Consider the following 20,644-nt stretch of genomic DNA (forward strand, 5'->3'; position numbering starts at 1 on the left):
CCCGGAATGAAGCTCGAGGCGCCCAGTCCTCAGCCGAACCCGGCTGGCGCACGGGCTGGACTGACGCCCCGGGCATTCAGGAGCACGCTGTCACCAGCCAAGCCGCTCAGGCCGCTCAGGGCAGCGACGCTCCTGCGGTCGCCCGGACCAGCGACGCGGCCCTGCTCGATGACGGGTACCCGAACACGGCACAGTTCCTCCGGGCACGGTTGCGGATCAGTATCAGCGAAGCCCGCCGCAGACTCGCCCTCGCCGCCGAGGTCCTCCCCCGGCCCGGAATAGCCGGACAATCCCTCCCCGCCCGACGGGAAACGCTCGCCGACGCGATCGGATCAGCCCAAATACCCTCCCGGACAGCCACGATCATCAGCACCGCCCTGGATAAAGTCCGGCACCTCACCGACGCCGAAACCCTCACCCGCATGGAACACGCCCTGACCAGAACCGCAACCGAAAGCGACCCGGACTTCCTGACCAAAATGGCCCAACGCTGGACCGACAGGATCGACCAAGACGGAACCGAACCCTCCGAAGAAACCCTCCGCCAACACCAAGGCACCTTCCTCCGCCGCCGACGCCGCTACGGACTGCACCACCTCGAAATCTTCGCCACCACCGAACAATACGAAACCCTTACCACCGTCATGAACACCGCCACCAACCCCCGACACACCACCCAACCCACCAGCCCGGACCTGGACCGGCGCTCCCGGCCACAAAAACTCCTCGACGGCCTCGTCGGCGCCTGCAACCTCGCGATGACGACCGGCAAACTCCCCACCAACGGCGGACTCCGACCCCAACTCACCGTCACCATCAGCCACCAAGACCTCCTGGACCGACTCACCCACAACAACACACCCACCAACCCAGACACCAAGACCACCACCGGCACCGGCACAAGCAGCGGCACTGGCACGGGCACCGCGACGTTCACCGGCCCCCTCCACCCCAACACCATCCGCAAAATCGCCTGCGACGCCGACATCATCCCCGTCCTGCTCGGCACCGACTCCCGCGTCCTGGACATCGGCCGCACCACCCGGATCTTCCCACCCCACATCCGCAAAGCCATCACCGCCCGCGACGGCGGCTGCGCCTTCCCCGACTGCACCATGCCCGCACCCTGGTGCGAAGCCCACCACATCACCTACTGGTCCCACGGCGGAACCACAGGAACAGAAAACGGAACCCTCCTCTGCTCCCACCACCACCACCTCATCCACAAAGAACAATGGACCATCACCAACACCAACGGCACCCCCTGGTTCATCCCCCCACCCCACATCGACCCCCACCAAACACCCCGACGCAACCACCACCACACACCACTCAGAACATGAGGGATCCACTCAAAACATGAGGAATCCGGTGTGCGGGGGGGGCAGCCGAGGACAGGTACTTCCGCGCGCCGAGCCTCACGCCTTGGGTCGTACCGGCCTTCCTAGGACTCCCAGGACCTGCCTGAGGGGCTGTGTTCGGCCGTCATGCCACCTACGCTGAAAACCGGACCCTACCGAACAAAGCAGATTTAGCCACTCAGCAGATTTAGCCACTAAGAAGGAGCAGACCATGAAGATTGCCGTCACGGGCGGAAGCGGAAAACTGGGCAGGAGTGTTGTTCGTCGGCTGACGCAAGACGGCCACCAGGTGCTCAACCTGGACCGAGCCGGAATGCGTGGCCAAGGCTATGTCAATGTTGACCTCCGCAATTACGGACAGGTCCTGGACGTCGTCTTGGGCCTCGACGACCGGCACGACGGTTTCGACGCCATTGTCCATCTCGCAGCCATCCCGGCCCCAGGGCTGGCCCCGGATGCCGCCACGTTCGAGAACAACATGGTCTCGACGTACAACGTCTTCCAAGCCGCTCGGAGAGCCGGAATCAAGAAGGTGGTCTACGCCTCAAGCGAGACGGTACTTGGCCTGCCCTTTGACGTCGACCCACCCTACATTCCGGTCGATGAAGAGTATGCGGCGCGCCCCGAAAGCACGTACTCCTTGGTCAAGCACCTCGAGGAGCAAATGGCCATCCAGCTCACACGCTGGGACCCCGACTTGAGCATTACGGCCCTGCGCTTTTCGAACGTCATGGACCCGGAAGACTACGAGGCGTTCCCGTCTTTCGACTCCGATGCAACTCTGCGTAAATGGAACCTCTGGGGATACATCGATGCCCGGGATGGTGCCCTTGCCGTGGTCCGGGCCCTGGAACATGCGCAACCGGGTTTTGAGACCTTCATCATCGCCGCCTCAGATACTGTGATGAGCCGGAGCAGCGCTGAGCTTGCGGCGGAGGTCTTTCCCGGCGTCGAGGTTGTGAAGGAACTTGGCGAGCACGAGACGATGCTCTCCATCGACAAGGCCCGCAGACTGTTGGGATTCGAACCCGTGCACAGTTGGCGTGACGTGCACTCAAACCGGACCACACCCACCGAGGACTGAGGCGTCCCAGGACCGGACGCGCGACGGCCCACCCCTTGGCTGCAGTTTCCTGCAAGCACTCGTCAAGGGATGGGCCGGCGCAGCTTCTGGGGCTTTAGATCATGGTCATGACCATGGCCGGGTCGGACAGGATGGCGCCGAGATCGGCAAGGAACCGTGAACCCTGTTCACCATCCACCAGACGATGGTCGAAGGAGAGGCTGAGCGACATGACTTGGCGGACCGCAAGTTCGTCGTTCACAACCCACGGCGCCTTCCGCACAGCGCCGAGGGCGACGATTGCGGCCTCACCTGGATTCAGAATGGGTGTTCCGGCATCGATACCGAACACACCTATGTTGGTGATGGAAATAGTCCCTCCGGAGAGATCCGACGGAGACGTCTTGCCGGCACGCGCGGTGTCCGTCAGTTCAGTCAGCGCGGTGGAGAGCTCACGCAGTGTCAACCGGTCTGCGTCCTTGATGTTCGGAACAGTCAGGCCGCGGGGTGTCGCGGCGGCGATCCCCAAGTTCACGTAGTTGAACTGCACAATCTCCTGGCTGGCCTCATCCCAGCGCGAGTTCAGCGTGGGATTGTTCCGGAGCGCCACAAGCACGGCCTTGGCAGCGATGGTCAGCGGCGTCAGCTTGTAGCCCTCGAACGCTCTGTTGCCCTTGAGCCGTGCCAGCAGGTCCATGGTCGCCGTGACATCAACCGTGAGGAACTCGGTCACATGCGGCGCGGTGAAGGCGCTTTGCACCATCGCAGCGGCAGTGAACTTGCGAACCCCCTTGATGGGCGTCCGGGTTTCCCGCTCGCCCTGTGCTGCGTGGGCGGGGATTGCTGCATTTCCGGCGATCTCTTGGGCCGTGCCAACAGCGCTGGTGACGTCACTGGTGAAGGCGTGGACATCGTCCCGGGTAATGAGTCCGCCCGGCCCCGTCCCACTAACCGCCGACATGTCCACTCCGAGGTCCCGCGCAAGCTTGCGGACAGGAGGAGTGGAGCGCGGACGTTCGCCAACCCCAGTCGCGGGGGCGGCTGGTGCTGGCGACGCCGTGGGGCTGGCTTGGGCCAGGCCGCGGGCCCGCCGGGTGGGGCGGCCCGTGTGTTCGACGACGGCTCCGTAACCCACCAGGTTCGGCTCGCGTTTCGCAGGGGCCGCCTCCGTGCCGGGAGTTTCCGTCGCGCTGCCATTACCGCTGGTGGCGCCGCCACCGTTGGAGGATCCGGCGTCGTCCACCTCGAAAGACACGATCGGCTTGCCGACTTCCACTACGGTGCCGGGCTGCTCGTGCAGCGCGGCGACCGTCCCAGCGAAAGGCGAAGGCAACTCCACCACAGCCTTGGCGGTTTCCACCTCCGCGATGACCTGGTTGAGCGTAACGGTGTCCCCCACGGCCACCTTCCAGCTCAGGATTTCCGATTCGGTCAGGCCTTCTCCGAGGTCCGGCAGCTTGAATTCCTTGATCATGGTGGCGGTCATCCTTCCAGTCCGCTCAGGGAGTTGGGGCGGCCCAGGGCCCGGTCTACACCGTCAAGGATCCTGTCAAGGTCGGGCAAGTGGTGCATTTCGAGCTTCGAGTACGGATACGGAACATCGAAACCGGTGATCCTCACCGGTGCTGACTCCAGGTAATGGAAGCAGCGCTCGGTGATGCTCGCAGCAATCTCTGCGCCAAGACCACCGGACTGGCCGGCTTCATGCGTGATGACCAGGCGGCCCGTCTTGCGGACCGATGCTTCCACCACGGGATAGTCCACGGGAGCGAGGGAACGGAGGTCGATGACTTCCACGGAGATACCGTCGTCCGCGGCAGCCATGGCAGCGTCCTTGGCCGTCTTGACCAGAGGACCGTAAGCCACCAGGGTCACATCCGATCCCACGTTCACCACAGCTGCCTTGTCCATGGGAAACGCAGTGGAAAGGTCGATGGCCTCGTCCACATCACCCTTGTCGTGGTAGCGCCGCTTGGGCTCGAAGTAAAGGACCGGATCGTCCGAAGCGATGGCCTGCTGGATCATCGTGTAGGCGTCCTGCGGGTTGGACACTGCCACCACGCGCAGCCCGGAGGTGTGGGTGAAGTACGCTTCGGGTGATTCGGAGTGATGCTCCGGGGAGCCGATGCCGCCACCGAAGGGAACGCGGATGGTGATGGGCATTTTCACCCGCCCCTGGGTGCGGTAGTGCATCTTTGCTACCTGGCTGACGATCTGGTCGAACGCGGGGTAGATGAAGCCGTCGAACTGGATCTCGCACACCGGGCGGTAGCCGCGGTAGGCCAAGCCAACCGCGGTGCCGATAATGCCTGACTCGGCAAGTGGGGAATCGATGACCCGGTGCTTTCCGAAGTCCTTCTGGAGCCCGTCGGTGACGCGGAAGACGCCACCAAGTGAGCCTATGTCCTCACCCATGAGGACCACTTTGGGGTCGTTTTCGAGTGACTTCCGGAGGCCTGCGTTGATGGCACGGGCAAAAGTGAGCTTGGACATCAGAGTGCACCTTCCTCGACGGACTCGTTGAAACTGTTCAGGTACCGCGAGTAGTGGTCTTTCTGGCGTTCTATCCAGGGATTGGGAGTGCTGTAGACGTGGTTGAAGACGTCCAGTGGCTGCGGATCGGCCATGCCGATGCAGCTGGAGCGAAGTTCCGCAGCTACAGCGTCAGCCTTCGCCTTGACGCGGGCCTCCACATCCTCGGTCAGCAGGCCCTTGGCTTCAAGGAGCTTTCGCAACCTGAGGATGGGGTCCTTGGCGGCCCAGTCCTCGAGCTCGATGGGGTCGCGATAGCGGGTAGGGTCATCGGCCGTGGTGTGCGGACCCATACGGTACGTCACCGCCTCGATGAAGGTGGGGCCGCCGCCGGATCGTGCGCGGTCCAAAGCGACGCGTGTTGCGGCCATGACAGCGAGGACGTCGTTGCCGTCGACCCGGATGCTCGGAATTCCGAATCCCGTGGGCCTGTCAGCCAACTGAACGTGCGACTGGAGCCGGACCGGCTCTGAAATGGCCCAGTGGTTGTTCTGGCAGAAGAACACCACGGGGGCTTGGTAGCTGGCGGCGAAGACCATGGCTTCGTTGACGTCGCCTTCGCTGGTGGCACCATCGCCGAAGTAGGCAAGGACGGCCGTGTTGGCGCCGTCCAGTTGGACTCCCATGGCGTAACCAGTGGCGTGCAGGCTCTGCGAACCGATGATGATCTGGGGTGTGGCCAGGTTGATGCGCTGGGGGTCCCACCCGTAGGAGGCGTTGCCCCGCCATACCCGGGCGATTTCGGAGAGGTGGGCTCCGCGCACGTAGGCCACACCGCTTTCGCGGTAGCTCGGAAAAACGAAGTCGTCGTCGCGCAACGATCGGCTCGAACCTATCTGGGACGCTTCCTGCCCGAGGAGCGGGGGCCACAGTGCGAGCTCCCCCTGCCGCTGGAGCGCGGTTGCCTCGGCATCTATGCGGCGGATGACTGTCATGTCCTCATACAAGGAGCACAAAGCCTCATCGCCAACATCCTTGACCCAGACATCGAATTCCGGATGGCTGATCCGCTCGCCGTCCGGAGAAACCAGCTGGAGCAGATCGCCGCCAGTCCTCAGGGGATTTTGTGCACTTTGTCCTGGGCCTGGAGTGTCGTTGTGCACTCCCTTGCCCGCCTGATCCGTCAACACAGGTGATCGCAACCTTCCGGCTCGTTTTTGTCGGCGCTGGCTGGACTTGTGGTCCTGCCGCAGACCGGCCCTCCGGCACCTTCGCCGGAGTTAATTGTGACCCTACTCACAAGTTACAAGGGGTACAACTACCCTCGCGGAAATTGAGCAATGTGCTCTGTTTGGGCTTTCTTGCCCGTGCTAATCTTGCGCATTATGCACCCTTTGGATGGCACTGATACCCGGCTCCTTTCCGCCATGGCGAAAGATCCCCGCGGGACCGTGGTGGCCCTGGCACAGAAGTTGGGGCTCTCCCGGAACACGGTCCAGGCCCGCATGGCCCAGCTGGAGAAGAAGCATGCGTTCCTCTCCTTCGAGAGGCGCATCAATCCGGTCGCGCTCGGCTACCCATTGACGGCGTTCATCACCGTCCATGTGCAACAGCAGAAGCTCGCGTCCCTTGCCCAGGACCTGGCCGACATCCCGGAAATCCTTGAAGGCTTCGGCCTGACGGGATCAGCAGACCTCCTGCTTCGGGTCGTCGCCTTGGACGCGGAAGACCTCTACCGCATCAACGGCAAGATCCTTGGTTGCGATGGAGTGGACCGGACAGATACTGCGCTGGCGATGCGAGAGATGATCCCCTACCGCGTTCAACCATTACTGGGGCGTCGTTCCGAGTCCTGACGGGCGGGTTGGCTGTACACCAAGTGCCGGATGCGCTTTGATTCAAGTGGACGAACCGGGGACCGTCCAGAGGTCCCCGGTCAGGTGGTGGCGTTGAAGAGGCTGCCGAAAGGGGCACTACCGTGAGCAACCCGCAAGAACCGAACCCTAACCAGCCTGGCCCCGCGCAGCCGCCGGTTCCCCCGAACCCGGGCTACCCACCGCAGACCGGCGCTTCGCCGCAGTGGCAACAACCGCAGTCCTCAAGCCAGCCGCCGCAGTGGCAACAGCCGCCGTCGTCCGCCCAACCGCCGTCGTCCGCCCAGCCGCCAGGCAGCGTCCCACCGTACGCAGCACCCGGCCAACAGTATGGCCAAAACCCGTACCCACCGTACGCAGCACCCGGCCAGAACCAGGGCCCGGTCCCGCCCGGTCAGTACCCCGGCCAGTATCCTGGCGGCCCATACGCCCAGGTGCCGCCCAAAAAGAGCCGAAAGGTGTTGTGGATCGTCCTTGGCATCGTTGCCGGCGTCATTGTCCTGGCCGTTGTTGGCATCCTGGTTCTCGTCAACCTTGTGGGCGACTCTACGTCCAAGGCGCGGTCCCTCGCGGACGAGTTCACCACCCTCGTTGTGTCCGGCCAAACGGAGCAGGCCTACGACAACTACCTCAGCCAACCGCTGAAGGACGAGCTGGACAAGCAATCCTTCATTGACGGAATTGAAGGCCTGCGGCTGGATAGTTCCTGCAAGCCGGTCTACAACTCCGTTAACGTGAAATCCAACAACGGCAACAACACCGCCGACCTCGCAGGCAAGCTGCAATGCGACGGGAAGACCATCGACCTCCAGTACGTTTTCGAGGGCACCAAAGACCTCAAAATGAGCAGTATCCGGCTACGCCCTTAACTGCACAAAGTTTTTTCTTCCCGCCACCCATCCGACGGTGCGCATGGTCCGAATCACTGCTTGAGAACCCCACTTGGGATTCAGCAGGACGGCCGGAGTTCTCCGGCCATCATCGGAAGGTTCGGACCAATGCGTACTTCGCCCAATCGCTTGATCGCCACCATCTTCGGAGCCGTCTACCTCCTGGTAGGCGTGCTCGGATTCTTTGTCACCTCGGGAATCGGCTTCTTCGCCACCGAGGGTGCCAACCTGATCATCTTCGCCGTGAACCCGCTTCACAACATCATCCACCTGGCCATCGGTGCCGCCCTGCTTTACTCAGGCATGAACAGTGTCACCCTGTCCAAGACGGTCAACACCACGGTTGGTGGGGTCTACCTGCTGGTAGGTATCGTCGGGCTCTTCCTCGTCGGCAGCTCACTGAACATCATCGCCCTCAACGGCGCTGACAACGTGCTGCACCTCGCGAGCGCCGTAGTCCTGCTCGGCGTTGCCCTCTCGCAGGACAAGGCCGTCGTAGCCTCCGCCCGCGCCTAAGCACAGCGCCACGTCACCCACGGGCTGATGACCGAACAGTTGATCACCGACTCCGGAGAGCGAGGAGCTAGGACCATGGAGAACAAAAACCACCCCACGCTAAGCGCAGCGACGTTGTTGTTCGTTTATTTCGCCGCCATGGCTGCGGGAATGGTCGAGCTCTCCGTGGCCGCCGGCTACATCGCCGGAGCTGGAGCCACGGCACCGGGACTCATGGTCTCGGGTGTCGTGACTCTCCTGGCCGGCCTTGCCTTCCTGGCGTGGTCGCTGTGGGGACTGCACCGCAACTCCCTGGTCTTCGCCCGCTATGCGCTTCCGGCCTTGGCCGCAGCCGGTGTAGCGCACCTCGCCGTGGTGGCGAGCGGAATCAGCATCCAACGCTCGTTGGATGTGAGCCACTTTGCCGCCCTCGGCCTGACCCTGATGGCGCTCGCCGGAGCGGGCTGGCTGAGGCGGCAGCGCAAGACCAACGACGGCGGCACCCACGGCCAGCCAAGGACCGGGCGGCTTCTGGCAGCCGCGTTCGGAGCCGCCGTCGTTGTTGCAACAGTTGCAACTCCGGGACTGGCGGCGTCGATGGCGGGACAGCACGCCGTGCCACACGGAGAGCACAGCCAGGGCTCCAATCCCGCCCTGGAGCAGGGTCACCACCACTAGGTAGTGACCGGACCGGCGCACCATCGACACTGCCCACTGTTGATGGTGCGCTTGGTTCGTGGATCATGGAGCCATGGATCCCATCGAGGCGCTCGACGAAATTTCCTTTTGGCTCGAACGCAGCCAAGCACCCACCTTCAAGGTCCAGGCCTTCCGTAAAGCGGCCGACGCCGTCCGGCAGCTGGCGCCCGACGACCTCGCAAAGCTGGTCGGTGCCGGCAGGATCACCAGCCTTAAGGGCGTCGGCAACCGGAGCGCGGAAGTCATAACCCAGGCGCTGGAGGACAGGGTGCCGGAGTACCTGGCCGACCTGCGGGAGCGTGGCACCGAAGCCCTGGCCGCCGGCGGCGAAACACTTCGGGCCGCGTTGCGCGGCGATCTTCACAGTCACAGCAACTGGTCCGACGGCGGATCTCCCATCGAAGCCATGGTGGCGGCAGCACGCACTCTGGGCCGCGAATACCTGGCTCTCACGGACCACTCCCCCAACCTCACCATTGCCAACGGCCTGAGCATCGAACGTCTCGAAGACCAGTTGGGCCTGGTGGAAGACATCAATGCCTCACAGGACGGATTCCGCTTACTCAAGGGCATTGAGGTGGACATCCTGGAGGACGGAACCCTGGACCAGGCATCGCACATGCTGGACCGCCTGGACGTGGTGGTGGCAAGCGTCCATTCAAAGCTTCGCTCAGACAAGAAAACCATGACCGCAAGGATGCTCGGCGGCATCAGCGACCCACACACCAATGTCCTGGGCCACTGCACGGGACGGCTCGTCCAGGGATCCCGCGGCACCCGGCCTGAGTCCGAGTTCGATGCCGCCAAGGTATTCAGCGAGTGCGCAGAGTGGGGCGTGGCAGTGGAAATCAATTCCCGCCCCGAACGGCAGGACCCGCCGGACAACCTCATCAAAATGGCCCTCGACGCCGGGTGCCTGTTCAGCATCGACAGCGACGCGCACGCTCCCGGCCAGCTCGACTTCCTGCAGTATGGGGCTGCGCGAGCGGAAGCCCTGGGTGTACCGAAGGAACGGATCGTCACCACATGGCCGTTGGAACAACTGACTGAATGGCTCAGCCTCAAGAAGTGACCCCGCACTGAAGGGCCCCTTCTGTTGCGCCAGGAGGGGCCCTTCATGGTTACCGCGGGAGTGGACTTAGTGGTCCACCGCCTTCTCGGCTCCGATTCCGGTCAGCGAGCGCACCTCCATCTCTGCCTGCTTGGCCGGGTCTTCGCGCCGCTTGTCCAGCACCGTTCCGAGCCAGCCCAGGAAGAAGGCCAACGGGATGGAGACGATGCCCGGGTTGCTGAGCGGGAAGATCGCAAAGTTGGCGCCCTGGATCATGGAGGTCTTGGCACCCGAAACCACGGGTGAGAACGCGATGAGCAGGATCGCCGCGGCGAGCCCGCCATACATGCTCCATACCGCGCCTTGGGTGGTGAACTTCTTCCAGAACAGCGAGTAGACAATGGTGGGGAGGTTGGCCGATGCCGCGACCGCGAAGGCCAGTGCCACCAGGAATGCCACGTTCTGGCCGTTGGCGAAGATGCCACCGAGGATGGCCAGGACGCCGATCACCACAACAGTGCGCCGGGCAACTTTCACCTCTGCAGTAGCGTCGGCTTTGCCCTTGGAGATGACGTTCGCGTAGATGTCGTGGGCGAAGGACGCAGCTGCGGTGATGGTCAGGCCGGCCACCACTGCCAGGATCGTGGCGAACGCGACAGCTGAGATGAAGCCCAGAAGCAGCGGACCGCCCAGGTGGAAGGCCAGCAGCGGTGCTGCGGAGTTGACGCCGCCGGGTGCCGACTTGATGGTTTCCGCGCCCACCAGGGCTGCTGCTCCGTAACCCAGCACCAGGGTGAAGAGGTAGAACAGGCCGATCAGCCAGATGGCCCACACCACGGACTTGCGGGCTTCTTTTGCGGTGGGAACGGTGTAGAAGCGCATAAGGACGTGCGGCAGGGCTGCTGTTCCGAGGACCAAAGCCAGCCCCAATGACATGAAGTCCAACTTGGACGTTTCGGTCTTGCCGTACTGCAGGCCGGGGTTGAGGATGGCCGGGTTGTTGGCAGCCTCTGCGGCCGATCCCAGCAGGCTGGAGAGGTTGAATCCGTAGATCGCCAGCACCATGGCTGTCATGACTGCGGCGCCGGCGATCAGCAGGATCGCCTTGATGATCTGCACCCACGTGGTGCCCTTCATGCCGCCGATGAGCACATACATGATCATCAACGCGCCGACGACGATAATCACCAGCGCTTGTCCGCCCCAGTCGCTGATCCCCAGCAGGAGCGATATCAGGCTGCCCGCGCCGGCCATTTGGGCCAGGAGGTAGAAGAAGCAGACCGCGAGGGTGGACAGCGCAGCCGCGATCCGGACAGGGCGTTGACGCAACCGGAAGGAGAGGACATCTGCCATGGTGAACTTGCCCGTGTTGCGGAGCAGTTCGGCCACCAGCAGCAGCGCCACGAGCCAGGCGACCAGGAAGCCGATGGAGTACAGAAAGCCGTCGTACCCGTTGATGGCGATTGCGCCGGTGATGCCAAGGAACGACGCCGCGGACAGGTAGTCGCCTGCGATGGCCGTTCCGTTTTGCGAGCCAGTGAAGGAGCGACCGGCAGCGTAGTAGTCGGCGGCCGTCTTGTTGTTCCGGCTTGCCCGGAACACGATGACCATGGTGACTGCGACGAACAAGGCAAAGATCCCCATGTTCAACAGCGTGGTGTCCTTCAGGGCAGCGACCTCGACTGCCGGGACCATGGTGGCGTTCACTTGGCCTCCCCTTGGATCATGTTTCCATCCTTGTCGAACTGGTGGCCTTCGATCCCGGTGCGGATCTCCGCAGCGATCGGGTCGAGCTTCCTGTTGGAGTAGCTCACGTACCAGGCCGTGATGCCAAACGTGGTGACGAACTGGAGCAGCCCCAGGATCAGGCCGATGTTGATGTTGCCCCAGACCTTTGTGGACATGAACTCGACGGCGTAGGCGGCCAGCAGGACGTACGCGAAGTACCACAGCAGGAATATGACGGCCATGGGGAAGACAAAGCTGCGATGCCGCTTGCGCAGTGTCCTGAACTGTTCCGTTTGTTGGACTTCCTGGAAGTCCACGGACGCCGCAGCGTCGTGGGGGTGGGCCTCATTACCCATTGGTTCCTCCTGGTTGTGATGTGCCCACATCAGCTCCACCCTCGGCGCTGATGTGACTGCAATCACTATCGAACGCGGCACGCGGTCTCTTCCAGTAGTGAGCCGTGCGGCGTCGCTCAACGGTCGCACCGCTGCGCCGAACGGCAGGATGCTGGCAAATTCATTGACTACGCTGGCTGTATGCCCGACTCTCCACTTTTCAGCCTCGCTGCCGTCGCAGTGATCGTGCTGGCCGTCGCCGTCGTCGTGGGTGTTGGCTTGAAGGTGATCCGATCGTTCCGCGACCTTGGCACCGATGCCGAGCGTGCCACGTACAACACGCTGCACGCCGCATCGAGGGCCGGGCAGCACCTTCGGGGCGGCCTCCAACCCGCGGGAGCAGCCAAGGCCAGTAAACAACTGCGGGTGCTGCTGGGTTGCGATGCCCTGGCCATCACGGATACTGACGCCGTCCTTGCATGGGACGGTGCCGGGGAAGAGCTCCGGCCGTCGCTGATGCGCCTCGCGGCTGACGTGCTGAGCACGGGCAGAACGGTGGTGGTCCCCCACGCCAGCGATGCCGGCATCGGAAAACCGGGGCAGGACTTCAGCGCTGTCATTGCGCCTATCCGGGCCGGGTCCAGGGTGGTCGGAGCGGTGGCCGCCCTGGCACCCGCCGCAGGGGCAGGGTTGGTCCGCGCCACGAGCGAAGTGGCTGATTGGATTGCCGCCCAACTGGAACTCGCGGAACTCGAAGCGTCCCGGACCCTCCTGATGGAAGCAGAGGTCAGGGCGTTGAGGGCACAAATCAGCCCACACTTCATCTACAACTCACTGAACGCCATTGCCTCGTTCATCAACACCGATCCCGCCAGGGCCAGGGAACTCGTGGTGGAGTTCGCCGACTTCACCCGGTATTCATTCCGGCGGCACGGTGATTTCACCACGGTAGCGGAGGAACTGCGCTGCATCGACCGCTACTTGCTCCTGGAAAGGGCCCGGTTCGGCGAGCGGGTCCAGGTCAGCCTGCGGATTGCGCCGGAGGTACTGAGCACGGTCATCCCGTTCCTCAGCCTGCAGCCCCTGGTGGAAAATGCAGTGCGGCATGGCCTTGAAGCAAAGGAGGGCCCAGGCCACATCACTATCTGCGCCAATGACTCCGGAGCGTTCGCCGAAGTCACCATCGAGGACGACGGCGTTGGCATGGACCCCGAACATCTCAGGTCGGTACTGGCCGGGCACACGGATGGCGATCACGTGGGTTTGCGCAACGTGGACGCCCGGCTTCGGCAGGTTTACGGGGACGAGCACGGCCTGGTGATCGAGACAGCACCCGGCGAAGGGACGCTGATCACCCTGCGTGTACCCAAGTCGCAACCGGGTCACGACGCCTGAACCGCGGACTAATCTATAAGGATGATCAACGTGCTCGTCGCCGACGACGAACTGCCCGCCGTCGAAGAACTCGCCTTCCTCCTGGGACGGGATGAGCGGATTGGGGCCATCCACCGGGCATCATCGGGGGCCGAGGCCCTGAGGACTCTTGAAACGGAACTTGTAGACGCAGTTTTCCTCGACATCCATATGCCGGCCTTGTCGGGCCTGGACATCGCGCGGGCCATTTCGCGCACCAGCAACCCGCCCGCCGTCGTGTTCGTCACCGCGGACGAGGATTGTGCCCTTGAGGCTTTCGACTTGGCCGCGGTCGACTACCTGCTGAAGCCGCTGCGGGCCGAGAGGCTGACCCGATCCGTGGACCGGATCAGCGAGCTGATCAAGGACGGCACACCGGCGCCGGAAATGATCACGGTTGATCTTGGCAGCACCACACGCATGATCCGGCGTGACGACGTTACCTACGTCCAGGCCCAAGGCGACTACGCCCGGCTGCACACCACCGAGGCAAGCTACCTCATCCGGGTGCCCCTGAGCGACCTGGAGCAGAAATGGGCGGAAGCCGGCTTCATCCGCATCCATCGTTCGTACCTCATCGCCCTCAGCCACGTACAGCACTTGAGGCTTTCGGCCACCGGCCCCAGTGTGGCTGTGTCCGGCGCGGAGCTGCCCATCAGCCGGCGCCACCTTCCCGCTGTCAGGGACAAACTGCACTCCACACGTATCCGGCCGCAAGGATGACCCGGGTCCGCGTCACGGCGCCGCGGCAGTCCGCTCCCCTGGCTCCCGGCCGGGTGACGAGTCCCCGTGAAATAGCGGAGGACTCCGACTCCGGCCGCCTGTTTGTCCGCTCGCTGATCCGCTCGCAGCTGCGCCTCGCGTTGGTGGTGGCCTGTGGGTTCCTGGTCATCCTGGCCGTGTTCGCATTGATCCTCGTGTACGGTCCGGGCGTGGCTGAAACCCGGATTGCCGGAGTTCCCCTGGATTGGCTGGCCCTCGGAGTGGGCGTCTACCCGGTGATTGGACTCAGTGCGTGGCTCTATAACCGCGCCGCGGCCCGTAACGAGGCCCGCTACCGGGACCTTGTGGAGGACAAGTGAACCCCGTTGTCAGCCTCGTCGCGTTCCTCGCCGTTTCCATCACGACGGCGGTCATCGGCTTCTACGGTTTACGCATCTCCCGGACGACAGGCGACTTCTACGTCGCCTCGCGCACCGTCCCACCATGGTGGAACGCGTCGGCGATCGGGGGCGAGTATCTCTCCGCGGCAAGCTTTTTGGGAGTTGCCGGACTGATCCTGCTCTCAGGCACCGACGCACTCTGGTTCCCTGTGGGGTACACGGCCGGCTACCTGATGCTGTTGCTCTTCGTGGCCGCTCCCCTACGGCGCTCCGGCGCTTACACCATTCCGGACTTCACCCAGGCCCGCCTGGACTCGGCGCTGGTCCGACGCGTGACGAGCCTGGTGGTGGTAGCCGTCGGGTGGTTGTACATCGTCCCGCAACTCCACGGGGCTGCCCTCACCATCAGGATCACCACGGGCCTGCCGTCGTGGGTTGGTTCGACGGCGGTGGTTGTGGTGGTGTGCCTGACGGTGGTGGCAGGCGGGATGCGCTCCATCACCTTTGTCCAGGCGTTCCAGTATTGGCTGAAGCTGACGGCCCTGGCCGTACCGGTCGTGTTCGTCCTCCTGGTGCTGGCCGGTAATGGGGCGGCTCCACAAGCACCCCTCACAGTCAACCCGACCAGCCAGGCTGCCGAAGGCGCCTACCAACACATCTCCCTGCTGGTCGCCCTGCTCTTCGGGACCCTCGGGTTGCCGCACGTGCTGGTCAGGTTCTATACCAACCCGGACGGCCAGTCAGCGCGGCGCACCACGTTGATCGTGCTGGGACTACTCTCCGTTTTCTACCTGTTCCCTACGCTTTCCGGCGCACTCGGGCGAATGTACGCGCCCGAGCTCGCACAGTCCGGCCAAGCTGACGCCCTGGTCCTGCTGCTCCCAGGCAGGCTGATCGGTGGAACGGCTGGTGATGTCCTCTCGGCCCTGGTCGTCGCAGGAGCCTTCGCCGCCTTCCTGTCCACGACGTCGGGCCTGGTGGTTTCCTTGTCCGGCGTCATCAGCCAGGACCTCTTCGGTGGAAGCGTCAGAGGGTTCCGGCTCGCGGCAGTACTGGCCGCCGTCGTGCCTTTGGGTTTTGCCTTCATGACCGACAGCCTTGCCCTGGCCGGAAGCGTTGGCCTGGTGTTTGCCTTCACGGCCTCCACCATTTGTCCGGTGCTGTTGTTGGGAATCTGGTGGCGTGGCTTGACCGATGCGGGGGCTATCGCGGGCATGCTGACAGGCGCGTTGCTCTGCGGGGGCGCCATGGTGGCCGGCACGGTGATGGGCGGTGGAAGCGCTCCGGCCTGGCTGGCCCAGCCGGCGGCATGGACTGTCCCGGCGGCCTTCGCCGTGACAGTGGCTGTGTCCGTCATGACCAAGGGCCGTGTTCCGTCCTCGGTGGACCGCATCATGTCACGGCTGCACGTGCCCGAACGCCCTGTCGTGACTGAGCGGTAAGGCAGCACCACCCTGTTGTTCGAGGATCGTTCAAGGTGGACAATGACGCCATGTCCGAGGAACCACGGCCGGTCAGCTACGATCCGCCGGCTACAGCGACCGAGTTTCCGCCCGCTGTCCGGGCGCAGTTGTTGGCCACCGAGCATTGGAGCCTGCTCGCTTCCAGGAGCACCACCCAAGGCGAGGTCCTCACCCGCATCAGTATGTTCCTCACCTTTACCTCAGCCAGCCTGCTCAGCGTGGCGCTGGTGGGTAACGCCACCCAGTTTTCGGATGCGTTCAGGGCCTTTGCGCTGACCATACTCAGCATCGACGTAGTGGTTGGACTGCTCACACACGTGCGCGTGATGAGCGTGGGCATGGAAGACCTGATGTACGTCATCGCCATGAACAGGCTCCGCGCCGCGTACGTGGACCTCGACCCAGGGGTGGCGCCCTACCTCATGGCCAGCTTTCACGACGACGAAGAAGGGGCCAAGCGGACCTACTACTTCTTCGGTGGCCGCCGCGACTTCAGCCAAGTGGCCGGGAGCAGCATGGTGTTCATGGGGACGGTCAACTCCGCCCTCATCGCACTGCTGCTGGGGTCCGCGATGCTGGTCGGCGGATTACCGGTGGCCCTGTCCGTTGGCATTGCAGTACTAGCCGCCCTGGCCTTCTTCGTGACCTCACTGGCCAGGGGACATCGCAGGTACCTTGAGGTCTGGAAAAACAACCCGCCGGTCTCGCGATCTCCCGAAAAAAGGGCCTAGTCGATCGCAGCCATGAGTTCCACGACACGCGCCAGGAACGCGTCCACCTGCGCTTCTTCATAACCTTCGTCGCCCTTGGCTGCACGGAAGACAGCCCGGCGGACAGTGTCCACGCTGAGCGTCTGGTCGTGCTCCAGGTAACCAATGAGTTCAGCGCACAGGGCGTCGACGTCCTGGACGTTGTAGCTGCGGGCACGCTTCTTGGACGGGCGACGGAACCTTTCGCCGTCGGGCCGGTGCAGCCTGCCCCGGAGGATGCCGGAGAGCTTGCCGATCTGGCGGAGCCAGGCCTCCTCACCCTGCTGGTTAATGAGGTCGTCACGCTCGCGGCGGGCGAAAGCGTCCTCCAGGCGATCCAGGGCAGCGTCGACGCTGTGTGCGTCGTACCCACCCTTGACGGGATCGAACGCCACATTACGGACGTCACCACTGGCTATCTGGTCCGCGGCGCCCACGGGACTCTCGAACGACTTCCTGGCCCGTTGGAGGAACTCATCCACCTGCTTGGCGTTGTAGCCGAACTTGCTGCGCTCAACACGTTCGAACGTTGCGGGAATCTGGCGTCGAATATCCATTGACACTACTTTTCCTTCATTGGTTTTTCAGACGCCGCTCAGCAGCGCGAACAAAACATAGGCTACAGGGGCCGCGAACACGATGGAGTCCAAACGGTCCATGACGCCGCCGTGGCCGGGCAGGATGCTGCTCATATCCTTGACGCCAAGCTCGCGCTTGACCATGGACTCGGCGAGGTCTCCGGCAGTGGCTGCGGCCACCATGCCAAGAGCAAGGATGAGCCCCACCCACCACGGCCTGTCAAGGATGAAGATGCAGGCCAGGACACCGATCACCATGGCCCCGCCAACCGATCCGGCAAAACCCTCCCAGGACTTCTTGGGGCTGATTTTCGGCGCCATGGGGTGCTTCCCGAAGGACGCCCCGACGATGTAACCGAACGTGTCGTTGGAAACGACCAACAACAACATCGAGGCGATCTGCCACGCGCCGTCCGGGATGCCGTTGGGCCAGAAACCCACCGGAGTTGCCCCGCCTGTTGCGTGCAACGGCAGCGCAGCAAAGCTGATCAGGAACGGAATCCAGGCGAGGGTGAAAACTCCGGCGAACACGCTGCGCGGCGCCCCCGCTGCGCTTTCGATGGAACGCCACAACAGGACGGCCACGGAGCTCGCCGTCATGGTGAACAGCAGCCCTTCTAGGCCACCGAAATAAGCAGAGACCGGCATCACCAAGCTGCCGACCATCATTGGGATGATCGGCATCCGGGTGCCCTGTGCTTCGAGTGCCCGGAAAACTTCCCAGACACCCAGGACCGCAAACGCCGTGGTCAGGAGGACGAATCCGAGCGGAAGGAACAGCAGGCCCCCCAGAACGGCCAACAGCATGGCAAGCCCGACGCCGATGGCCGCCGGAAGGTTTCGCCCTGCCTTTGGAGTGGGGTTCGCCCGCACACGCCTGGCGCGTTTGGGAGTGTCGCGTGTCGGGACCCGCTCAGCGGGCGCCGGCTCTGCCTGGTTCATCAGACCTCGAGCAGCTCGGCTTCCTTGCGCTTGAGCAGTTCGTCAATGCTGTCGACGTGCTGCTTGGTCAGGGCGTCGAGCTCCTTCTCAGCGCGGGCACCCTCGTCTTCACCGGCTTCGCCATCCTTGACGAGCTTGTCCAGGCTGTCCTTCGCCTTGCGGCGGATGCTGCGGATGGAGACCTTGGCGTCCTCACCCTTGCCCTTGACGATCTTCACGTACTCCTTGCGGCGCTCCTTGGTGAGCTCCGGGATGGTCACACGGATGACATTGCCGTCGTTGGAGGGGTTGGCGCCCACCTCGGAGTCACTCAGTGCCTTTTCGATGTCACGCAGTGCGGTCTTGTCGTAGGGCGTGATGAGGATGGTGCGGGCGTCGGGCACACCGAAGGAAGCCAACTGCTGGAGCGGAGTGGGTGTGCCGTAGTACTCGACGATCACCTTGTTGTACAGACCGGGGTTGGCCCGGCCGGTGCGGATCGTGGCGAAATCGTCCTTGGCTACCTCAACCGCCTTGTCCATCTTCTCGCCGGCTTCGAGCAAGGTCTCTTCGATCACGGGTTTCTCCTCAGAAAGTAGTTGCTGCCCAACGTCAGGCGGCAATGCACGGTAAAGAAATGCATAGTAAAGATCCGCCACGTGGGGCGGACGGTCCTAGAAATATCCTAGCCCTTGCTACGGAGTAACCAGGGTTCCCAGCGTTTCGCCGAGGATGGCCCGGGTAACGTTGCCTTCGCCTTCCATGCCGAAGACCACCATGGAGAGCTGGTTGTCCTTGCACATGGTCATGGCCGTCTGGTCCATGACCCGGATGTCGCGGCGCAGGGCATCGTCATAGCTGAGTACGTCGAGTTTCTCCGCTGAGGGGTCCTTCTTGGGATCTGCGGTGTAGACGCCGTCCACGCCGCTCTTGGCCATGAGGACCACATCAGCGTGAACCTCAAGGGCACGCTGGGCAGCGACAGTGTCGGTGGAGAAGTACGGCAGGCCTGCTCCGGCACCGAAGATGACCACACGGCCTTTTTCCATGTGTCGGATGGCCCGGCGCGGGATGTAGGCCTCCGCTACCTGGCCCATGGTGATGGCGCTCTGGACGCGGGTCTCCACGCCGGCCTGTTCCAGGAAGTCCTGGAGGGCGAGGCAGTTCATGACCGTGCCCAGCATGCCCATGTAGTCGGCGCGGGAACGGTCCATGCCGCTCTGGGACAGTTCGGCGCCCCGGAAGAAGTTGCCACCGCCCACGACGATCGCAACTTCGACGTCGGATACGGCTGCCGCGATCTGCTTGGCGATAGCCCGGACGGTTTCAGGATCGACGCCGAGCTTGCCTCCGCCGATGACCTCGCCGGAAAGCTTCAGAAGTACACGTCGGCGGGTCTTCTCGGGCTGGATTGCAGTGTTGACGGTTTCCATGGTGCCTTCCCGTTGGTGGACTCTGGCTAGATTATCGTGCTGTGGGTCCGCGCAGGTACTACCCGGACGGGTGCATGAAAAAGGGGCGGCCACCGAAGTGACCACCCCTTTTCATGAATTACTAGTTTCCTACGCGGAAACGGGTTACTGCGGTTGCCTTGACGCCGGCTTCTTCGAGGACCTGTGCAACGGTCTTCTTGGAATCCTTGGCGAATGCCTGGTCAACCAGAACTTCACCCTTGTAGAAGCCCGTCACGCGGCCTTCCACGATCTTCGAAAGAGCAGCTTCGGGCTTGCCTTCAGCCTTTGCGGTCTCTTCGGCGATACGACGCTCGGACTCGACCAGTTCGGCCGGGACGTCTTCGCGGGTCAGGTAGTTCGGAGCCATGGCTGCAACGTGGACAGCGATGTCGTGTGCTGCGGTTGCAGCGGCTTCGCCTTCACCGTCAACAGCGAACAGGACGCCGACCTGGGCCGGGAGGTCCTTGGAGGTCTTGTGCAGGTAGGCGTCAACCGTGGTTCCCTCAACGCGGGAGATGCGGCGGACAACAACCTTTTCACCGAGGACAGCGCCCTCTTCGACGACAACCTCGGACAACGGCTTGCCGTCGACCTCGGTTGCCAGCAGGGTTTCGAGGTCGGCTGCGCCGGACTCGACTGCAACGTTGAGGACCTTGTCGGCCAGCTGGATGAACTTGTCGGACTTGGCAACGAAGTCGGTCTCGCAGTTGACCTCGATCATTACGCCAACGCCACCGTTGACCTTGGCAGCAACCAGGCCTTCAGCGGTGGAGCGGCCTTCGCGCTTGGTAGCGCCCTTGAGGCCCTTGATGCGGATGATCTCGATGGCCTTTTCGGCGTCACCGTTGGCTTCGTCAAGAGCCTTCTTGACGTCCATCATGCCGGCGCCGGTGCGCTCGCGCAGGGCCTTGATGTCAGCAGCAGTGTAGTTCGCCATGTGAACCCCTCTGTCTAGAAATTTGTGTGTTTACGGACTGACAGGACGGCAGCCCACC

General features: G+C 63.3%; 22 protein-coding genes. 12 read left to right on the forward strand and 10 right to left on the reverse strand.

The window, feature by feature from the left end; genetic code table 11:
* A partial coding sequence (locus ABHM97_RS02970) for an HNH endonuclease signature motif containing protein (protein WP_349469540.1) occupies positions 1-1,343 on the forward strand: 1,343 nt, incomplete at its 5' end.
* Positions 1,344-1,572: 229 nt separating this feature from the next.
* Positions 1,573-2,445 (forward strand): NAD-dependent epimerase/dehydratase family protein, encoded by an 873-nt coding sequence (locus ABHM97_RS02975; RefSeq protein WP_349469541.1) that lies wholly within the window; start codon positions 1,573-1,575, stop codon positions 2,443-2,445.
* A 94-nt stretch (positions 2,446-2,539) separates the two neighbouring features.
* On the opposite strand, the gene ABHM97_RS02980 is transcribed toward ABHM97_RS02975, so the two are convergent.
* The 3 genes from ABHM97_RS02980 to pdhA are packed head-to-tail and all read right to left on the reverse strand — an operon-like array spanning position 2,540 to position 6,086.
* Positions 2,540-3,910, reverse strand: coding sequence for a dihydrolipoamide acetyltransferase family protein (locus tag ABHM97_RS02980; protein ID WP_349469543.1), 1,371 nt, complete (start codon positions 3,908-3,910; stop codon positions 2,540-2,542).
* Positions 3,907-4,917: an alpha-ketoacid dehydrogenase subunit beta gene (locus ABHM97_RS02985; RefSeq protein ID WP_349469544.1), complete on the reverse strand. Its 1,011-nt coding sequence runs from the start codon at positions 4,915-4,917 to the stop codon at positions 3,907-3,909. Before ABHM97_RS02985 ends, ABHM97_RS02980 begins: the two co-directional genes overlap by 4 nt.
* Positions 4,917-6,086, reverse strand: a complete 1,170-nt coding sequence (pdhA, locus tag ABHM97_RS02990) for a pyruvate dehydrogenase (acetyl-transferring) E1 component subunit alpha (RefSeq protein WP_235519700.1) — start codon at positions 6,084-6,086, stop codon at positions 4,917-4,919. The genes ABHM97_RS02985 and pdhA overlap by 1 nt, the downstream gene beginning before the upstream one ends.
* Positions 6,087-6,281: 195 nt before the next feature.
* Here pdhA and ABHM97_RS02995 point away from each other — a divergent pair, with 195 nt between their 5' ends.
* From ABHM97_RS02995 to ABHM97_RS03015, 5 genes are all read left to right on the forward strand, one after another.
* The gene (locus tag ABHM97_RS02995; RefSeq protein ID WP_235519699.1) at positions 6,282-6,752 is read left to right on the forward strand and encodes an Lrp/AsnC family transcriptional regulator; all 471 of its coding nucleotides are present in this window, start codon (positions 6,282-6,284) and stop codon (positions 6,750-6,752) included.
* Positions 6,753-6,874: 122 nt separating this feature from the next.
* Positions 6,875-7,639, forward strand: coding sequence for a hypothetical protein (locus ABHM97_RS03000; RefSeq protein WP_349469545.1), 765 nt, complete (start codon positions 6,875-6,877; stop codon positions 7,637-7,639).
* 129 nt (positions 7,640-7,768) lie between these two features.
* A complete protein-coding gene (locus ABHM97_RS03005; protein WP_235519697.1) occupies positions 7,769-8,176 on the forward strand; it encodes a DUF4383 domain-containing protein in 408 nt (135 codons plus the stop codon).
* A 75-nt stretch (positions 8,177-8,251) separates the two neighbouring features.
* Positions 8,252-8,833, forward strand: a complete 582-nt coding sequence (locus ABHM97_RS03010; RefSeq protein WP_349469546.1) for a hypothetical protein — start codon at positions 8,252-8,254, stop codon at positions 8,831-8,833.
* Between the two features lie 73 nt (positions 8,834-8,906).
* On the forward strand, positions 8,907-9,926 hold the full coding sequence (locus ABHM97_RS03015) for a PHP domain-containing protein (RefSeq protein ID WP_349469547.1): 1,020 nt from the start codon (positions 8,907-8,909) through the stop codon (positions 9,924-9,926).
* Between the two features lie 66 nt (positions 9,927-9,992).
* Here ABHM97_RS03015 and ABHM97_RS03020 read toward each other — a convergent pair whose 3' ends face one another.
* Together ABHM97_RS03020 and ABHM97_RS03025 are read right to left on the reverse strand one after the other, a co-directional pair.
* On the reverse strand, positions 9,993-11,600 hold the full coding sequence (locus ABHM97_RS03020) for a monocarboxylic acid transporter (RefSeq protein ID WP_349469900.1): 1,608 nt from the start codon (positions 11,598-11,600) through the stop codon (positions 9,993-9,995).
* Between the two features lie 8 nt (positions 11,601-11,608).
* Positions 11,609-11,989 (reverse strand): DUF485 domain-containing protein, encoded by a 381-nt coding sequence (locus ABHM97_RS03025; RefSeq protein ID WP_349469548.1) that lies wholly within the window; start codon positions 11,987-11,989, stop codon positions 11,609-11,611.
* Positions 11,990-12,169: 180 nt separating this feature from the next.
* On the opposite strand from ABHM97_RS03025, the gene ABHM97_RS03030 reads away from it, so the two are divergent.
* From ABHM97_RS03030 to ABHM97_RS03050, 5 genes are read left to right on the forward strand one after another with little or no spacing between them, the layout of a single operon-like run.
* Positions 12,170-13,363: a sensor histidine kinase gene (locus tag ABHM97_RS03030; RefSeq protein WP_349469549.1), complete on the forward strand. Its 1,194-nt coding sequence runs from the start codon at positions 12,170-12,172 to the stop codon at positions 13,361-13,363.
* Between the two features lie 21 nt (positions 13,364-13,384).
* Positions 13,385-14,104, forward strand: a complete 720-nt coding sequence (locus tag ABHM97_RS03035) for a LytR/AlgR family response regulator transcription factor (RefSeq protein WP_349469550.1) — start codon at positions 13,385-13,387, stop codon at positions 14,102-14,104.
* Positions 14,101-14,463 carry a DUF485 domain-containing protein gene (locus tag ABHM97_RS03040; protein WP_235519684.1) on the forward strand — a complete coding sequence of 121 codons (363 nt, stop codon included), beginning with the start codon at positions 14,101-14,103 and terminating at the stop codon, positions 14,461-14,463. Before ABHM97_RS03035 ends, ABHM97_RS03040 begins: the two co-directional genes overlap by 4 nt.
* Positions 14,460-15,926 (forward strand): sodium/solute symporter, encoded by a 1,467-nt coding sequence (locus ABHM97_RS03045; protein WP_349469551.1) that lies wholly within the window; start codon positions 14,460-14,462, stop codon positions 15,924-15,926. The genes ABHM97_RS03040 and ABHM97_RS03045 overlap by 4 nt, the downstream gene beginning before the upstream one ends.
* Positions 15,927-15,976: 50 nt before the next feature.
* The gene (locus ABHM97_RS03050) at positions 15,977-16,678 is read left to right on the forward strand and encodes a hypothetical protein (protein ID WP_235519680.1); all 702 of its coding nucleotides are present in this window, start codon (positions 15,977-15,979) and stop codon (positions 16,676-16,678) included.
* On the opposite strand, the gene ABHM97_RS03055 is transcribed toward ABHM97_RS03050, so the two are convergent.
* The 5 genes from ABHM97_RS03055 to tsf all read right to left on the reverse strand — a co-directional run bounded on the left by ABHM97_RS03055 (position 16,675) and on the right by tsf (position 20,586).
* On the reverse strand, positions 16,675-17,259 hold the full coding sequence (locus ABHM97_RS03055; protein WP_349469552.1) for a DivIVA domain-containing protein: 585 nt from the start codon (positions 17,257-17,259) through the stop codon (positions 16,675-16,677). The two genes, ABHM97_RS03050 and ABHM97_RS03055, sit on opposite strands and share 4 nt — an antisense overlap.
* A gap of 21 nt (positions 17,260-17,280) precedes the next feature.
* Positions 17,281-18,216: a phosphatidate cytidylyltransferase gene (locus tag ABHM97_RS03060; RefSeq protein WP_349469553.1), complete on the reverse strand. Its 936-nt coding sequence runs from the start codon at positions 18,214-18,216 to the stop codon at positions 17,281-17,283.
* A complete protein-coding gene (gene frr / locus ABHM97_RS03065; protein WP_090819256.1) occupies positions 18,216-18,773 on the reverse strand; it encodes a ribosome recycling factor in 558 nt (185 codons plus the stop codon). The genes ABHM97_RS03060 and frr overlap by 1 nt, the downstream gene beginning before the upstream one ends.
* Before the next feature lie 117 nt (positions 18,774-18,890).
* The gene (gene pyrH, locus ABHM97_RS03070) at positions 18,891-19,628 is read right to left on the reverse strand and encodes a UMP kinase (RefSeq protein ID WP_235519676.1); all 738 of its coding nucleotides are present in this window, start codon (positions 19,626-19,628) and stop codon (positions 18,891-18,893) included.
* A 121-nt stretch (positions 19,629-19,749) separates the two neighbouring features.
* Positions 19,750-20,586 carry a translation elongation factor Ts gene (gene tsf, locus ABHM97_RS03075; protein WP_211711728.1) on the reverse strand — a complete coding sequence of 279 codons (837 nt, stop codon included), beginning with the start codon at positions 20,584-20,586 and terminating at the stop codon, positions 19,750-19,752.
* Between the last annotated feature and the right edge of the window lie 58 nt (positions 20,587-20,644).

This window comes from Paenarthrobacter sp. CAP02, assembly GCF_040137855.1.
Classification (GTDB): Bacteria; Actinomycetota; Actinomycetes; order Actinomycetales; family Micrococcaceae; genus Arthrobacter.

Coding starts and splice junctions, on each gene's coding strand:
- ABHM97_RS03060 (WP_349469553.1), bottom strand. CDS start 18,216: ATGAACCAGGCAGAGCCGGCGCCCGCTGAGCGGGTCCCGACACGCGAC.
- ABHM97_RS03005 (WP_235519697.1), top strand. CDS start 7,769: ATGCGTACTTCGCCCAATCGCTTGATCGCCACCATCTTCGGAGCCGTC.
- ABHM97_RS03015 (WP_349469547.1), top strand. CDS start 8,907: ATGGATCCCATCGAGGCGCTCGACGAAATTTCCTTTTGGCTCGAACGC.
- ABHM97_RS03010 (WP_349469546.1), top strand. CDS start 8,252: ATGGAGAACAAAAACCACCCCACGCTAAGCGCAGCGACGTTGTTGTTC.
- ABHM97_RS03025 (WP_349469548.1), bottom strand. CDS start 11,989: ATGGGTAATGAGGCCCACCCCCACGACGCTGCGGCGTCCGTGGACTTC.
- ABHM97_RS02980 (WP_349469543.1), bottom strand. CDS start 3,910: ATGACCGCCACCATGATCAAGGAATTCAAGCTGCCGGACCTCGGAGAA.
- ABHM97_RS03030 (WP_349469549.1), top strand. CDS start 12,170: ATGCCCGACTCTCCACTTTTCAGCCTCGCTGCCGTCGCAGTGATCGTG.
- ABHM97_RS03020 (WP_349469900.1), bottom strand. CDS start 11,600: ATGGTCCCGGCAGTCGAGGTCGCTGCCCTGAAGGACACCACGCTGTTG.
- ABHM97_RS03035 (WP_349469550.1), top strand. CDS start 13,385: ATGATCAACGTGCTCGTCGCCGACGACGAACTGCCCGCCGTCGAAGAA.
- ABHM97_RS02985 (WP_349469544.1), bottom strand. CDS start 4,917: ATGTCCAAGCTCACTTTTGCCCGTGCCATCAACGCAGGCCTCCGGAAG.
- ABHM97_RS02995 (WP_235519699.1), top strand. CDS start 6,282: ATGCACCCTTTGGATGGCACTGATACCCGGCTCCTTTCCGCCATGGCG.
- ABHM97_RS03050 (WP_235519680.1), top strand. CDS start 15,977: ATGTCCGAGGAACCACGGCCGGTCAGCTACGATCCGCCGGCTACAGCG.
- pyrH (WP_235519676.1), bottom strand. CDS start 19,628: ATGGAAACCGTCAACACTGCAATCCAGCCCGAGAAGACCCGCCGACGT.
- ABHM97_RS02975 (WP_349469541.1), top strand. CDS start 1,573: ATGAAGATTGCCGTCACGGGCGGAAGCGGAAAACTGGGCAGGAGTGTT.
- tsf (WP_211711728.1), bottom strand. CDS start 20,586: ATGGCGAACTACACTGCTGCTGACATCAAGGCCCTGCGCGAGCGCACC.
- ABHM97_RS03040 (WP_235519684.1), top strand. CDS start 14,101: ATGACCCGGGTCCGCGTCACGGCGCCGCGGCAGTCCGCTCCCCTGGCT.